At 70.5% G+C, this 14164-nt stretch carries 12 protein-coding genes; 7 read left to right on the top strand and 5 right to left on the bottom strand.

The window, feature by feature from the left end; all coding sequences use genetic code 11:
- Positions 1-7 precede the first annotated feature (7 nt).
- The 3 genes from gnd to zwf are packed head-to-tail and all read right to left on the bottom strand — an operon-like array spanning position 8 to position 3671.
- Positions 8-1432 (bottom strand): NADP-dependent phosphogluconate dehydrogenase, encoded by a 1425-nt coding sequence (gnd, locus tag HG543_RS21210; protein ID WP_169346640.1) that lies wholly within the window; start codon positions 1430-1432, stop codon positions 8-10.
- A 29-nt stretch (positions 1433-1461) separates the two neighbouring features.
- A complete protein-coding gene (gene pgl, locus HG543_RS21205) occupies positions 1462-2133 on the bottom strand; it encodes a 6-phosphogluconolactonase (RefSeq protein ID WP_169346639.1) in 672 nt (223 codons plus the stop codon).
- Positions 2130-3671: a glucose-6-phosphate dehydrogenase gene (zwf, locus tag HG543_RS21200; RefSeq protein WP_169346638.1), complete on the bottom strand. Its 1542-nt coding sequence runs from the start codon at positions 3669-3671 to the stop codon at positions 2130-2132. The genes pgl and zwf overlap by 4 nt, the downstream gene beginning before the upstream one ends.
- 303 nt (positions 3672-3974) lie before the next feature.
- On the opposite strand from zwf, the gene HG543_RS21195 reads away from it, so the two are divergent.
- From HG543_RS21195 to HG543_RS21170, 6 genes are all read left to right on the top strand, one after another.
- Positions 3975-4874, top strand: a complete 900-nt coding sequence (locus tag HG543_RS21195) for a DUF2381 family protein (protein ID WP_371876523.1) — start codon at positions 3975-3977, stop codon at positions 4872-4874.
- 11 nt (positions 4875-4885) lie between these two features.
- Positions 4886-5386, top strand: coding sequence for a hypothetical protein (locus HG543_RS21190; RefSeq protein ID WP_169346637.1), 501 nt, complete (start codon positions 4886-4888; stop codon positions 5384-5386).
- 194 nt (positions 5387-5580) lie between these two features.
- Complete coding sequence (locus HG543_RS21185; RefSeq protein ID WP_169346636.1) at positions 5581-6306, top strand: lysophospholipid acyltransferase family protein; 726 nt, start codon at positions 5581-5583, stop codon at positions 6304-6306.
- 30 nt (positions 6307-6336) lie between these two features.
- Positions 6337-7119, top strand: a complete 783-nt coding sequence (locus tag HG543_RS21180) for a PhzF family phenazine biosynthesis protein (RefSeq protein ID WP_169346635.1) — start codon at positions 6337-6339, stop codon at positions 7117-7119.
- Positions 7120-7131: 12 nt separating this feature from the next.
- Positions 7132-9012 (top strand): hypothetical protein, encoded by a 1881-nt coding sequence (locus tag HG543_RS21175; RefSeq protein WP_169346634.1) that lies wholly within the window; start codon positions 7132-7134, stop codon positions 9010-9012.
- 124 nt (positions 9013-9136) lie between these two features.
- A complete protein-coding gene (locus HG543_RS21170; protein ID WP_169346633.1) occupies positions 9137-11902 on the top strand; it encodes a PQQ-dependent sugar dehydrogenase in 2766 nt (921 codons plus the stop codon).
- 32 nt (positions 11903-11934) lie between these two features.
- Here the strand turns inward: HG543_RS21170 and HG543_RS21165 are convergent, their stop codons facing one another.
- Both HG543_RS21165 and HG543_RS21160 read right to left on the bottom strand, forming a co-directional pair.
- A complete protein-coding gene (locus tag HG543_RS21165) occupies positions 11935-12558 on the bottom strand; it encodes a hypothetical protein (RefSeq protein WP_169346632.1) in 624 nt (207 codons plus the stop codon).
- 38 nt (positions 12559-12596) lie between these two features.
- Complete coding sequence (locus HG543_RS21160; RefSeq protein WP_169346631.1) at positions 12597-13439, bottom strand: alpha/beta fold hydrolase; 843 nt, start codon at positions 13437-13439, stop codon at positions 12597-12599.
- A gap of 317 nt (positions 13440-13756) precedes the next feature.
- Here HG543_RS21160 and sbcD point away from each other — a divergent pair.
- Positions 13757-14164, top strand: a 408-nt coding sequence (gene sbcD, locus HG543_RS21155) for an exonuclease subunit SbcD (RefSeq protein WP_169346630.1), incomplete at its 3' end; no start/stop codon positions are given.

The following is a 14164-nucleotide window of genomic DNA, read 5'->3' as shown; positions in this document are numbered from 1 at the left end:
CCCCGGTCTACTTGTTCCACTCCGTGTGCACGAAGCCGGCCTCCGGCCTGTCGCGGCGCTGGTACGTGTGCGCGCCGAACGCGTCGCGCTGCGCCTGCGTCAGGTTCTGCGGCAGCTCCGGGCTGCGGTAGCTGTCCAGGTACGCCAGCGTGGCGCTGAACACCGGCACGGGGATGCCCACCTTCGTGGCCGCCGCCACCAGCTTGCGCCACGCCGGGGCCATGCGCTCCAGCACCGGCGCGAAGGCGTCCGACACCACGAGGTTCGGCAGCGTCGGCTGCTTCTCGAAGGACTCACGCAGCGGCGTCAGCAGCTTCGCGCGGATGATGCAGCCACCCCGCCAGATGCGCGCCATCTCCGCCAGCGAGACGTTCCACTTGTACTCGTTGGACGCCGCCTGGATGAGCCGCATGCCCTGCGCGTACGTCACCACCCGCGCCGCGTACAGCGCGTCATGCGCCCACGCCGCCAGCTGCGACGACTCCTCCGGCGTGAGCTGCTCGGCCGAACCCTTCAGCTTCTGGCTCGCCGCCACGCGCTCTTCCTTCATGGACGACAGGTTGCGCGCGTCCAGCGCCGCCGCGATGGAGGGCACCGGGACGCCCAAATCCAGCGCCACCTGGACCGTCCACTTGCCCGTGCCCTTCTGGCCCGCCTTGTCCAGCACCAGGTCCACCAGCGGCTTGCCCGTCTCCGCGTCCTTCTTGCGCAGTACCTGGATGGTGGTCTCCAGGAGGAACGACTCGGCGATGCCCTCGTTCCACTTCGAGAACAGCCTCGCCAGCGAGTCCGCGTCCATCCCCAGGCCCCGGCGGAGCACGTCGTACGTCTCCGCCAGCAGCTGCATGTCCGCGTACTCGATGCCGTTGTGCACCATCTTCACGAAGTGGCCCGCGCCTTCCGGCCCCACGTGCGTCACGCACAGGCCCGACTCGGCGCGCGCGGCGATGGCCTCCAGCACCGGCCGCACCAGCGCGTACGCCTCCTGCGGACCGCCCGGCATGATGGACGGGCCGTGGCGCGCGCCCTCCTCACCGCCCGACACGCCGATGCCCAGGAAGTGCAGCCCCTTCGACTTGCACAGCTCCTCGCGGCGGCGCGTGTCGAGGAACCACGAGTTGCCCGCGTCCATGATGACGTCGCCCGGCGACAGCAGGGGGAACAGGCGCTCCATCATCTGGTCCACCGCCGCGCCCGCCGTCACCATCAGCAGCACCCGGCGCGGGCGCTCCAGCCCCTGCACGAAGTCCTCCAGGGACGAGAAGCCCTTCAGCTTCGCGTGGGGGTTCTTCTTCAGGAGTGCGTCGATGCGCTCCGGATGCCGGTCCCACCCCGCCACCCGGAAACCGTGGTCCGCGATGTTGAGGGCGAGGGCCGCCCCCATGACTCCCATGCCCGCCACGCCGAACTGCGCGCCCGCTGCCTCACTCATGGTTCCTCCGAAGTCCTATCTCGGGCCGCTCACCGTCCGGCGGCGGCCGGGTCCAGCATCCACTGCGTGTTCGTCACCCGCGCCGCGGGCAGGCTCAGGTCTCCCGCCAGCGCCCGCCGCACCGCGTCCGCCTTGCCCGCGCCCGCGACGAGGTTCAGCACCGCGCGCGCCGACAGCAACACCGGCAACGTCAGCGTCATCCGCCACGGCGGCGGCTTGGGCCCCACCACCGACAGCACCCGCCGCTGCTGCTCCTCCAGCGCGGGGTGGCCAGGGAAGAGGCTCGCCGTGTGTCCGTCCGGGCCGATGCCCAGCAGCACCACGTCCAGGACCGGCGGCAGCTTCGCCTCGTAGTCGCGCGCGGCGGCGTCGCGGTCCTCGCGCTCGCCCTCCATGCGGAACACCTGCGAGGAGGGCAGCCGCAGCGGCTTGAGCAGCGTGTCCTCCACCAGCCGGTAGTTGCTGTCCGCGTGGTCCGGCGGCACGAAGCGCTCGTCCACGAAGAAGACGTCCACGCGCTCCCACGGGAGCTTCAGGTCCGCGAGCGCCCGGTACGCCGGGCCCGGCGTGCCGCCGCCGGACAGCGCCAGGCTCGCGCGCGGGCGCGTGGCGAGCGCGTCCTGGAGCGAGCGCGCCATCCACTTCGCGGCCTCCTGCGCCAGTGACTCGGAGGGGACGATGGTCGGGGGCGCGAAGCTCATAGCCGCGTCCACCTCCGGCCGTCGCGGGCCAGCAGGGCGGCGGCGGCGTCCGGACCGGGGCTGCCCGGCGCGTAGGAGTGCACCTGCCCACCCACGCCCGACTCCAGCGCCTGGAGGATGGGCGTCACGTAGGCCCACGCCTGCTCCACGCTGTCCTGCCGCGCGAAGAGGGTGGCGTTGCCGCGCATGCAGTCCAGGAGGAGCCGCTCGTACGCCTCCGGCACCGGCTTCTGGAAGCTCTCCGCGTAGTTGAAGTCCATGGTGACGCCCGCGATGCTGACGTCCTCGCCGGGCACCTTGGACTCGAAGGAGAGGGCGATGCCCTCCTTCGGTTGAATCCGCAGGGTGAGCACGTTGGGCTGCAGCCGCTGGCAGGTGGCGCCCTCGCCGGCGAACAGGCCCACCGGCACCGACTTGAAGTGGATGGACACCTCCGTCACGCGCTCCTTCAGGTGCTTGCCCGCCCGCAGGTAGAAGGGCACGCCCTGCCAGCGCCAGGAGTCCACGTTCATCTTCATGGCCACGTACGTGGGCGTGCGCGAGTCCGGCTTCACGCCCTTTTCCTGGCGGTAGCCCTCGTACTGGCCCACCACCACGGCCTGGGCCACGTCGCGGCCCTCCAGCGGGCGCAGCGCGCGGAAGACCTTGTTCTTCTCGTCGCGGATGTCCTCCGCGCCGAAGGACACCGGTGGCTCCATGGCGCACAGCGCGAGCACCTGGAGGAGGTGGTTCTGCACCATGTCCCGGATGACGCCCGTCTCGTCGTAGAAGCCGCCGCGGCCCTCGACGCCAATCTTCTCCGCCGCGGTGATTTCCACGTGGTCGATGTGCTGCCGGTTCCACAGTGGCTCGAAGATGGCGTTGGCGAAGCGGAAGACGAGGATGTTCTGCACCGTCTCCTTGCCCAGGTAGTGGTCGATGCGGAAGATCTGCCGCTCGTCCATCACCGCGGACAGCTCGCGGTTCAATTCGCGCGCGCTCTCCAGGTCGTGCCCGAAGGGCTTCTCGATGACGAGCCGGCGCCAGGGCTTCTGGTGGGGCTGCTCCTGGCGGGGCAGCAGGCCGGCGCCGGCGAGGCCATGGAGGATTTTCGGGAAGGTGGAGGCGGGGGTGGCCAGGTAGTAGAGCTGGTTGCCCTCCGTCTGGTGGCGTTGGGAGACCTCGTCCAGCTTCTGCTTGAGGCGGGCGAAGGAGGCCGGGTCGTCATAGGCGCCGGAGACGACCTCCAGGCGCGGGGCGAAGCGCTTCCAGGTGTCCTCGTCCAGCGGCTGGGTGCGGGCGAACTTCTGGAGGCCCTTCTTCACGTCCTCGCGGAAGGAGTCCGCGTTGAGCGCGGAGCGGCTGTAGGCGACGACGGAGAAGTGGTCCGGCAGGAGGTTGGCGCGGGCCAGCTCGAAGAGGGCGGGGAACAGCTTGCGCTCGGCGAGGTCTCCGGTGGCGCCGAAGAGGACCACCGTGCACGGGTCCGGCCTCCCGGCGCGCAGCACCGGGTCTCCTTCACGGGGGTGGGTCTCGATGTGCAGGCCCTGCGCGTCCATGCCGCTGCCTCCTCCGGGGTTGAATGGGCGGGCACCATACGCCGCCTTTTTCATTCCCGGGCAAGTCCGAGTGCGTGCAGTGACGTGGGCGTAACGTCCGCTCCTCCCGGGAGGCGACTCGGGCGTCCACCGCGCGGCGCTTCCACGCGAGTTTTCGCCGCTGCTCTAACCGGGAGCCTCCGGACGCGCCACGTCGATGCGGGAATCACCCGCCGGAGGTGTTCAGATACTGGATTGGATGCATTGGACCCACCCTGGTAGGTTGATTCGCGTATGCGAGCATCCCTACCCATCCGGCCTTTCTTGCTGGCCATCCTCTTCACGTCGGCCGTCGCTCGGGCGGGCGAGGCTCGCGACGGGCTCTCGGTTCGTCTCATCCTGCGCTCCGAACATCCTGACGAGGCCACGCATCGCATCTACGTGAAGGGGGAGGTCGTCACGACGCTTCGCTTCGAGAAGAACGTCGACGCGGGCAGGACGAAGATGCTCGGTTGGGAGGGGCGGCTCGAGCCGTTGGCGGTGATTCGCAACAAGGTGGTCCTCGAGCCTGTCCATGACCTCGACAAGGACGAGGCAATTCCCCTGGTCGTGACGCTGACGGATGGCACGGAGGTGTCCTTCCTGGTGAGGGCCGCGGGCCGCAAGACGGGGGAGCGGGCGGACCAGCAAGTCGACGTGTTCGAGGACCGCGAAAGCTACGCGGCCATGCACGCGGCCCTGACGGAAGCACTCAGGCAGAAGAAGTCCCTGGAAGAGGAGGTCGAGCGTTTCCGCGAGCAGGAAACCTCACAGGACCATGCCCTTGCCGCGCTGCTCGCTTCGGGCGCTGTCACGCAGACGCCCTTCAAGGTCGTGGACCGCTATTCCGGCAAGGATGGCGAGACTGACGTGCGTGCACAGGTGTTCAAGGGAAATGGCAAGGTTGCCGTCGTCTTCAACATCAAGAACGTCGCCCCCGAGCAACCGTGGAGCTTGAAGTCAGCTCGGCTCGTGACCCTGGATGGGGGGCGGGAACGGGCGGTCGCTGTTCGTACGACCTCCCGGGAGATTTCTCCCGGCGAGTCCGGAGTGGTGGCTCTCGTCGTGGACGGTAAGGCCTTTCTCGATGAGGGAAAGCTGACCAGCCTATCGCTGGAGCTCTATCGCGAGGACGGGCGGCGGCAGGCCTTCGTCCAGCTAGATCCAACCCTCGTTGCGCGCTAAGAGCGCGAGGCATGGCCTCCAAAACGCTTGCGCTCCTGGGGTGCGTCGTTGTGCTCGTGACAGCCTCAGGGTGTGCGGGAACCGCCACGAGAGGCGTGTCCCTCCGGCCTGATGGGAGCCCGGGGCCAGAAGAGTGCCCGGCGGAGTCGCGCAAGGTGATGAACTACCTGCGGATGTTCGTCGGGGAATCCGCCTGGGTGCAGCTCGACGCGAATCAGACGAGCGTGCGCCCCATCACGCTCTACGACGGGAACATCGAGAGCGTGCTCGAGGAGGACCTGGGGCTGCTCGAAGCGCCGGCCCGTCTCTATGGTCGGGTCTGGACCGGCGGCCCGCAGGTCGCCATCCGTTACTACGCCGCCCAGCCCATGAATGGAGGAGAGCAGATCCCCATCTGCGCGGTGGCGCGGCTCGGACTGGGGCAGCTCAGGAAGCGCGCCGAGTCCAAGCCAGGAACGGCCATCCTCGATGTTCCCCGTGCCGGGGTCTACACCGTGAATGAGTTCCGGTAGCGCCTTCGAGCGCGCGAGGACTCCTCGCCCGGCTGCCCTCCAGCCACGCATGCGGGGCATGCTTCGGACGAAATGAGCGGTCTGTTTTCCTGCGTCGAGCCGGGCGGGCAGGCATCCTCCCAGGCGCCGGGGGCCCCGGAAGATGCTATGCCCGGGGGGCTCTCCCGAACTGGAAGGACCGCCCCCCTCCCACCATGAAGTACGCCGTCACGCTCTGGTTCTGGCTCGTCTTCCTGCTCACCGCCCCCGTGCTCTTCACGCTGGGGGCGTTGCTGCTCGTCGTCACGTACCCGTTCGACCGGGACCGGCGGATGCTGCACACGCTGGTGTGTGGCTGGTGCCACCTGCTGTGGCTGCACGCGTCCCCGGGCTGGCGCACGCGCATCGAGGGCCGCGAGCTGCTGCCGAAGGGGCCCTGCGTGCTGGTCGTCAACCACCAGTCCGCCGCGGACATCCTGGCCGTCATGGGCCTGGGCTATCAGTACAAGTTCGTGGCCAAGGCGTCGTTGTTCTCCATCCCCATCGTCGGGTGGATGATGACGCTGCTGGCGTACGTGCCCATCGTCCGTGGCACCTCCACCGCGCTGAATCAGCTCCTGGACCCGTGCCGGAAGTGGCTGCGCCGGGGCATGCCGGTGCTCATCTTCCCGGAGGGTACCTACTCCACCGGAGGCCAGCTGCTGCCCTTCAAACGGGGCGCCTTCCAGCTCGCGCTGGAGGAGCACGTGCCGGTGGTCCCGGTGGTGGTGGAGGGCACCACGCAGCTTTTGGAAGGTGACGGCCCGTGGATGGGCCCGCGCGCCTCCATCCGCGTGCGGGTGCTGCCGCCGCTCCCGCCCGAGACGTTCGGCCCGGACCCGGCGGCCCTGGCTTCCCGCGTGCGCTCGCTGTACGAGCAGACCCTGTCCGCCGCCGGCTAAAAGCCGGAGCGAAGACCGAAAGGACACCCCATGCGCCTGCCCCTGTTCCAGGTGGATGCCTTCACCTCCCGCGTCTTCGGTGGCAACCCCGCCGCGGTGTGTCCGCTGGACGCGTGGCTGCCCGACGCGGACCTGCAGGCCATCGCCCTGGAGAACAACCTCTCCGAGACGGCCTTCTTCGTGCGCGAGGCGGACGGCTTCCGGCTGCGCTGGTTCACCCCGACGACGGAGGTGGACCTGTGCGGCCACGCCACGCTCGCCGCCGCGTGGGTGCTCTTCAACCGCTGGGAGGTGGGGCTGGAGCGGGTGGAGTTCGCCTCGCGCTCCGGGCCGCTGGTGGTGACGCAGGAGGCGGACGGGTGGCTGGCCATGGACTTCCCCGCGCGGCCGCCCTCGCCGTGCCTGGCGCCCGCCGGGCTGGCGGAGGCGCTGGGCGCGGCGCCTCGCGAGACGTTCGCCTCGCGCGACCTCGTGGCCGTGTTCGACTCCGAGGAGCAGGTGCGCGCGCTGCGGCCGGACATGGCGAAGCTGGCCGCGCTGGACACCTTCGCGGTGGTGCCGACGGCGCCGGGGCGGGACTCGGACTTCGTGTCGCGCTTCTTCGCGCCTCGCGCGGGCGTGCCCGAGGACCCGGTGACGGGCTCCGCGCACTGCTCGCTGGTGCCGTACTGGGCGAAGCGGCTGGGCCGCACGTCGCTCGTGGCGAAGCAGGTGTCCGCGCGCGGCGGGGAGCTGCGCTGCGAGGAGCGGGGCTCGCGCGTGCGCATCGCCGGGCAGGCCGCGCTCTACCTGGAAGGCTTCATTACCTGGTAGGACGCCGCCACCATGGGTTGGGCGCTCTGGACATGCGAGTCGCTGCTGGCCGCGGGTGCGGCCTGGGCCCTCGCGTCCGCGCTCCTGCGAGGGCGCCCCCTCCTGGAGCGATGGATGGCCGCGCTCCTCTTCGCCGCGGCGAGCATCTTCACCTGCGTGCAGGGGCTGGGGCTCGCCGGGCTGCTCACCCGGCCCGCGCTCGCGCTGGCGGGGCTCCTGCTGCACGGCGCGATGCTGGCGTGGGCGGTGCGGAGCGTGGGCGTCGCGGGGCTGCGCGAGCAGGCCCGGGCGGACGTGGAGGCGCCATGGCGGCTGTTGCGTGACATCCACCAGCGCCGGGAGCTGGCCGCGTGGGCGCTGCTCCCCGCGACGTGGGGGCTGGCCGTCTCCAGCATCATCGCCTGGAGCTTCCCGAGCTGGGCGTGGGACGTCGTCTGGTACCACACGCCGAAGACGAACTACGCGGTGCAGACGGGCCACGTCCGCTGGGTGGACACCTCCGTCTGGTACACCAACGGCTACCCCGAGTTCGTGGAGCTGCTGTCCGTCTGGAACGTGCTCTTCCCGATGGACACGCGCCTGGAGGAAATCGCGCAGCTGCCCTTCGCGCTGCTCGGTGCCTTCGCGGTGGCCGCGCTGTGCCGCCGGGCCGGCGCGAGCGCCGCGCTGTCCGCCTCGCTGGGGGCCATGTGGATTGCCCTGCCGGCGGTGGCCCTGCAGCTGCACACCACGCACGCCGACGTGACCGCCGGCTCGCTCTTCATCACCGCGTTCTACTTCCTCACCGAGCGGCACTGGAGCCCCACCGCGCGCGGCCTCACGCTGCTGGCGCTGGGGCTGTACGCGGGCACCAAGGTGACGGGCCTCTTCCACCTGGTGCTCCTGTCGCCGGTGCTGCTGATTCGCATGGTGGGCGTGCTCCGCGCGGAGCCGGCGGCGCGCTGGACGCGGCTGCGGCAGACGGCGCTCGCCCTGGTGCTGCTGGCGTGGCTGGGCGCGCCTCCCTACGTGGAGAACCTGGTGCGCACGGGCAACCCGCTGTGGCCCGCGCGCATGAAGGTGCTGGGGCGCGAGCTGACGGGGCCCATCGCCGCGGAGGACGTGGGCACCCCCGCCTTCTTCCGCGAGAAGGGCTCCTTCCGGAAGATGGTGCGCAACTGGACCGCGCGCGAGGGCATGTACTGGCCGGACGTGCGCGAGCGCGCCTTCGGGTGGCTCTTCCCGTACCTGTTGCTGCCCGCGCTGCTGTGGGTGGGGCTCAGCGGCGTCTTCAGCCGGGAGCGCTTCTTCCGGTTGTCGCTGCTGCTGCTGGCGGGGCTCACCATCCTCGTGCCCGCGGCGTGGTGGGGCCGCTTCACGCTGGGGCTTCCCGCGGCCGGGCTGGCGGCCTTCGCCGTGCTGCACCGTCAGGTGCGCACGCCGTACCTCCAGACGCTGCTGTCGGCCGTGGCGGCGTTCCTCTGCGTCGCGTCCTATGCCAAGGCGAGCGTGGGCTATCAGGTGTTGCCCACGTTCGGGCGGCACGCGGTGGCGGGCGTCACCGATGACATGCGGCTGCGCTCGCGCATGGGCTGGCTGTGGACGCCCGAGGCGGTGCGCCTGCGCGAGCAGGAATTGAAGCCCGGAGACGTGGTGGCCTACGACAACTCCACCGACTTCCTCGGGGAGTACTGGACGCGGGATTTGCGCAACCGCGTGGAATACGTCAACCACGAGGGAGACTCCCCCGCGTACCTCCAGAAGCTGCGTGCCCTGCGGCCCCGCTGGGTGAGCGTGCGCAAGGACAGCTCCGCCGAGCGGCTCCTGCTCGGACAGTCCGGTGCCTTCCAGCGCATCTTCGACTGCCCCACCAGCAGCGCGGTGATGTACCGCGTCACACGTGACGACTGGTAGGCGGGTGTTGTCACGCCACTACAGCAACAGGGGTGGAAAATGCCGGCACGGGTGCGGCCGGGAGAGATAGCCGCGGTCGGTTGACGGACTGATGCAGGGGGACGCGTGCGCTAGCGTCCGGCCCATGCGCACCTTCCTGCTGACGTCGCTGTGTCTGCTGTCCACGCCGGTGTGGGCCGCGGTGCCCGCCGGGTTCGTGGAGACGAGCTATTCCTCCCGGGCCATCTCCCCCGCGACGGGCATGGCGTGGGCGCCGGATGGCTCGGGCCGCCTGTTCGTCACCACCAAGAACGGCGTCGTGCAGGTGCTGTCGATGAAGAACGGCGTTTTGGAGACGCAGCCGGGTACGAGCACGCTGGTGACGAAGGTGTTCGCGACGGAGCCCCAGGTCCACACGAACAGCGAGTGCGGGCTCATCGGCATCGCGTTCGACCCGAACTACGTGGCCAACCGCTACGTCTACTTCTTCGTCACCGTCTCCGCCTCCGAGCAGCGCATCGTCCGGTACACGGACGCCAACAGCGTGGGCACCGCGCGCACCGAGGTCATCCGGGGCCTGCCCACCGCCGGCAACAACCATGACGGTGGCGGCATCGGCTTCGGACCGGATGGGAAGCTCTACTGGGCGATTGGAGACCTGGGCAATGGCACCGGCGTCAATAATGACCTGACGTCGCTCGCGTCCAAGGTGGGGCGCGCCAACCTGGACGGCACGCCCGTCAACGACAACCCCCACTACGACGGCGTCGGTCCGAACAACGAGTACATCTGGGCGCGCGGCTTCCGCAATCCGTTCACCCTCACGTTCCAGCCGTCCACCGGAGCGCTGTGGGTCAACAGCGTCGGCACCAATTACGAGCAGGTCTTCGTCGTCGGCAGGGGCAAAACCGCCGGCTACAACCAGTACGAGAACAACCAGCCGGCGAACCCGGAATACATCGCCCCCGTGGTGAAGTACCGCACCAACGGCATCGACACGCGCAACCTCACCGCGAGCGGAGCGGTGCGCTCGGGCGGCGTCGCCACCTTCACCACCACGGACAGGCACGGCTTCCGGAAGGGGGAGCGACTCACGCTCGAGAATGTGTCGGGCTTCACCGGCGACGTGTACGTCGCCAGCGTCCCCAGTGACACCACCTTCACCGTGGCGCAGCCGGGGCTGCCGGATGCGACGGGCGGCGGCGGCACCGCGAAGACGCAGGCGCTGGGCGGCTCCATCACCGGCGGCACCTTCGTGGACTCCACGCTCTTCGGGCCGGCGTACCGCGGCAACTTCTTCTTCGGGGACTACAACTCCGGGCAGGTGACGCGGGTGACGCTGGCGGGAGACGGCTCGGTGGCCACGGTGGACGAGTGGGGCACGGGCTTCAGCGGCAACGTGGACATGTCCATGGGGCCGGACGGGGCGCTCTACGCCCTCGGCTATACCAACGGCACGCTGCGCCGCATCTCCCCGGCGCAGCCCGGACGGAAGCTGGTGGTGTCCGGGCTCCATCCGCGCGTGGTGGAGGGCGGGCGCGCCTCCTTCACCGTGCGGCTGTCCGAGGCGCCCACCGCGCCTGTCACCGTCCGCGTCGTGCGCGAGGTGGGCGGCTCCGAGGACCTGATCGTCGCCAGCGAGTCGCTCACCTTCGGCCCGACGGATTGGAGCGTGCCCCAGGGGGTGACGCTCTCGGCGGCGGAGGACGAGGACTCGACGCCGGACACCGCCACCTTCCTGGTGACGGCGGAGGGGATGGACACCGTGGAGGTGCTGGCCACGACCATCGACGACAACAGCCCGAGGCTGGTGCTGTCCTCCAACAGCGTCGTCGTTCCCGAGAACGGCACCGTCACCTTCGACGTGTCGCTGTCGAAGCAGCCCTCGGGCAACGTCACCGTCACCGTGGCGCGCACGGAGGGCGACGGCGACATCTCCGTGCGGGAGGGGGCCACGCTCCAGTTCACGCGCGCCAACTGGAGCACGCCGAGGACCGTCACGCTGGCGGCGGCGCCGGACGCGGACAACGTGGATGGCGTGGCCACCGTCACCGTGGCCGCCGCGGGCCTGGATGCGCGCTCGGTGCGGGTCACCGAGGCGGATGACGAGCCGCTGGCTCCCACCATCACCTCCACGCCCGGCCTCGCCGCGGTGGTGGGGGCCCCCTACAGCTACGACGTGGAGGCGCGGGGGCGGCCGACGCCCACGTACGCACTGGTGGAGCCGGTGCCCTCGGGAATGACCATCGACGCGGTATCCGGCCTCATCTCCTGGACGCCCGCCGCGCCGGGGGCGACGGAGGTGAGCGTGAGGGTGGGCAATGGCGAGTCGCCGGACGCGACGCAGACCTTCACCCTCATCACCAAGGCGGATGAGCCGCCGCGCGCCATCCTCACGCGCCCGGAGGCTGGGGAGCGCGTGTCGGGAACGACGGCGGAGTTCTTCGGAGACTGCCAGGATGACGTGGGCTGCACCCGCGCGGAGTTCTACGTGGACGGGGTGCTGCAGTACACGGACCGGCGCACGGACAACCACTTCCACTTCGGTGGCGAGCACAACCGCTGGGACACCACGACGCTGACGCCGGGCCTGCACACGGTGCGGTTCGTCGTGGTGGACTCGGCGGAGATGGAAGGCGAGGTGGAGGTGACGGTGTGCGTCGGCGACAGGTCCTGTGAGCAGGCGGAGCCGGACGCTGGAACGGTCACGCCGGACGCTGGGACGGTCATGCCGGACGCTGGGACGGGCACGCCGGACGCTGGGACGGGCACGCCGGACGCTGGGACGGGTGTTCCCGGGGGCGTGGAGGACGAGAGCGGCTGCGGCTGCGGCGCGGCCCCGGTGGCGCCGCTCGCGTGGATGGCGCTCGCCGCGCTGGCGCTCCGGCGGAGGCGGGCGCGCGGGGAGTGAGGCACGTCCGGGGCGGCGCGCGGTCGCCGCCCTCAGCTCCCCAGTTCCTCGCGCTTGCCGTTCACGGCCTCTTGTAGCGCCGTCGCCAGGCCGAGCGCTGGAGCCAACAGGGCTTCCAGCGCCTCGACGGTGTCTGGGATTCCGCGCTGCTCCGCCTCCAGCAGTCCCGCCTCGATGGAGAAGCGCTTGAATGTCCGGTGCAGCGCCAGCAGCTGCTCGCGCACGCGCGGATTCCGGAGCAGGGCGCGCGTCTCGGGCGTGACGCGCTTCATGTCGAGCGCCGCGTCCAGCTCTTCGTCGCCCACCTCCTCGTCCCCGTGGCCGAAGAGCTTGAGGAACCTGTCCCCAAGGCCCTCGGACTCCACGGTCGGCTCGGGTGGCATCGCGCTGAGCTCGAGCCGCAGCACCGTCGCGACCGCATGCTCGTCCCGGTGACGGCGGCGCTCCGTGAGCAACGAGAGCTGCTGGCCGCGGAAGAGGCCCTGGACCTCCAGCGTGTTCCCGCGCTCGCTGAAGCCCCAGTCGTGCCGGGACGAGAGGGCCTTCCATGCCTGACGCCGCCGCTTCTTCTTGCGCGCGGTATCGAAGCCGGCCATCAGGGACAGCACGACCAGAGCGGCCACGAAGACGTACAGCGTGTAGTCGATGTCGGGCATGGCGGTGGAGCATCCACCACCCGTCTCACGCTGGCCAGTCACCCCGCGCGGAGGAAGTCCTCCATCAGTGCCACGACGCGGTCCGGGCGCTCGGCGAGCAGCTCGTGGCCGCAGTCGGGGAAGCGCTCGAAGCGGACCTGCTCCGGCGGCAGCTGGGAGACCAGCTCCTGGGAGCCCACGAAGGGCAGCACCGGGTCATGCTCTCCGGCGAGGACGAGCGTGGGGCAGCGGATGCGCCCCAGCTCCTTCCGGAAGTCGAACGTGTGCCACTCCCCGCCGATGAAGTGCAGGGCCACGTCGCCGTGGATGATGGGGGCGGGGCTCGGGTGCTTCGCGGGCTGCCGCGAGTAGAGCGGGTAGCAGACCCGCACGTATTGCTGGAAGGCGTCGGGCGTGGGGTCCGTGAAGAAGCGCCGGGCGATGGCGGCGGCCTCCGCGCCTCCGAGCCGCTCGAACATGGGCAGCGAGCGCGTCAGCTCGAAGCGCGCGTTGGTGCTCAGCAGCACCAGCCGGCCCGGGTGCTCCGGGAAGCGCGTCGCGTAGGCCTGGGCGACGAAGCCCCCGAACGAGGCGCCGAGCACCACCGGCTTGTGGATGCCGAGCGCGTCGCAGAAGGCCCGCACGTCCTCGGCCCACGTCGTCAGGTTCCAGCGGTCCGGGGTGCTCCGCTCGCTGCGCCCGTTGCCGCGCAGGTCGAGGTAGACGACCTGCGCCGTCCGCGCGAGGGCCGAGAGCGCCGGCCGGTACATGGAGTGGTCGAGGCCCGGACCGCCATGGATGGCGACGACCGTGGGCCGCTCGCGAAGCTCGGGGCCGTGCTGCTCCAGCGACGGGCCCTCCGTGTCGAAGAAGAGGGAGACACCATTCACGTGGATGCGCATGTCGCGGCGAGCTGTCCACGCCCGGTGGGGGCCCCACAAGCGACGTCTTCCTCCGGCGTTCGCTATCGAAACGCGTTTGACTTCGCGGATGTCCCGTCTTCACTCCACGTCTCGGGGCGCCCACCTCCGCGCGTGGGGTGGGAGGCCAGGACCTGGCGGGAGAGTCCCTTTCGTAACGCCTCGTACTTCCAGGAACTTGCGCGCATGTCAGAGCGAGCGAGTAAGGGAGCAAGCGCCCGCCGCTTGGAGCGGGTGGCTCCCCCAGGGGAGGCTGCCCGCGGCCCGAGCGCCGTGGGGCGAGGGAGGGTGAACGCGGGATGCGCCTGCTGCACACGTCGGACTGGCACCTGGGGCACACGCTGTACGACGTCTCGCGGGAGGCGGAGCATGCCGCCTTCCTCGACTGGCTGCTGGAGACGCTGGAGGCGGAGTCCGTCGACGCGCTGCTGGTGGCCGGCGACATCTTCGACACCGCCAACCCCAGCGCGGAGGCGCAGGCGGCCTGGTACCACTTCGTGGCCCGGGCCCGGCGGCGGCTGCCGCGCCTGGACGTGGTCGTCATCGGTGGCAATCACGACTCGGCGGCGCGGCTGGACGCGCCGGACCCGCTGTTCGCGGCGCTCGGCGTGCGCGTGGTGGGCGGGCTGCCGCGCGCCCGGGGCGAGACGGACGTGGAGCGCCTGCTGGTGCCGCTGCACGACGCGAAGGGGCGGGTGGGCGCGTGG

Source organism: Pyxidicoccus fallax, from assembly GCF_012933655.1.
Lineage (GTDB): Bacteria > Myxococcota > Myxococcia > Myxococcales > Myxococcaceae > Myxococcus > Myxococcus fallax.
Note: the sequence above shows the minus strand (reverse complement) of the source record. Positions and strands in the feature narration are given on the sequence as shown.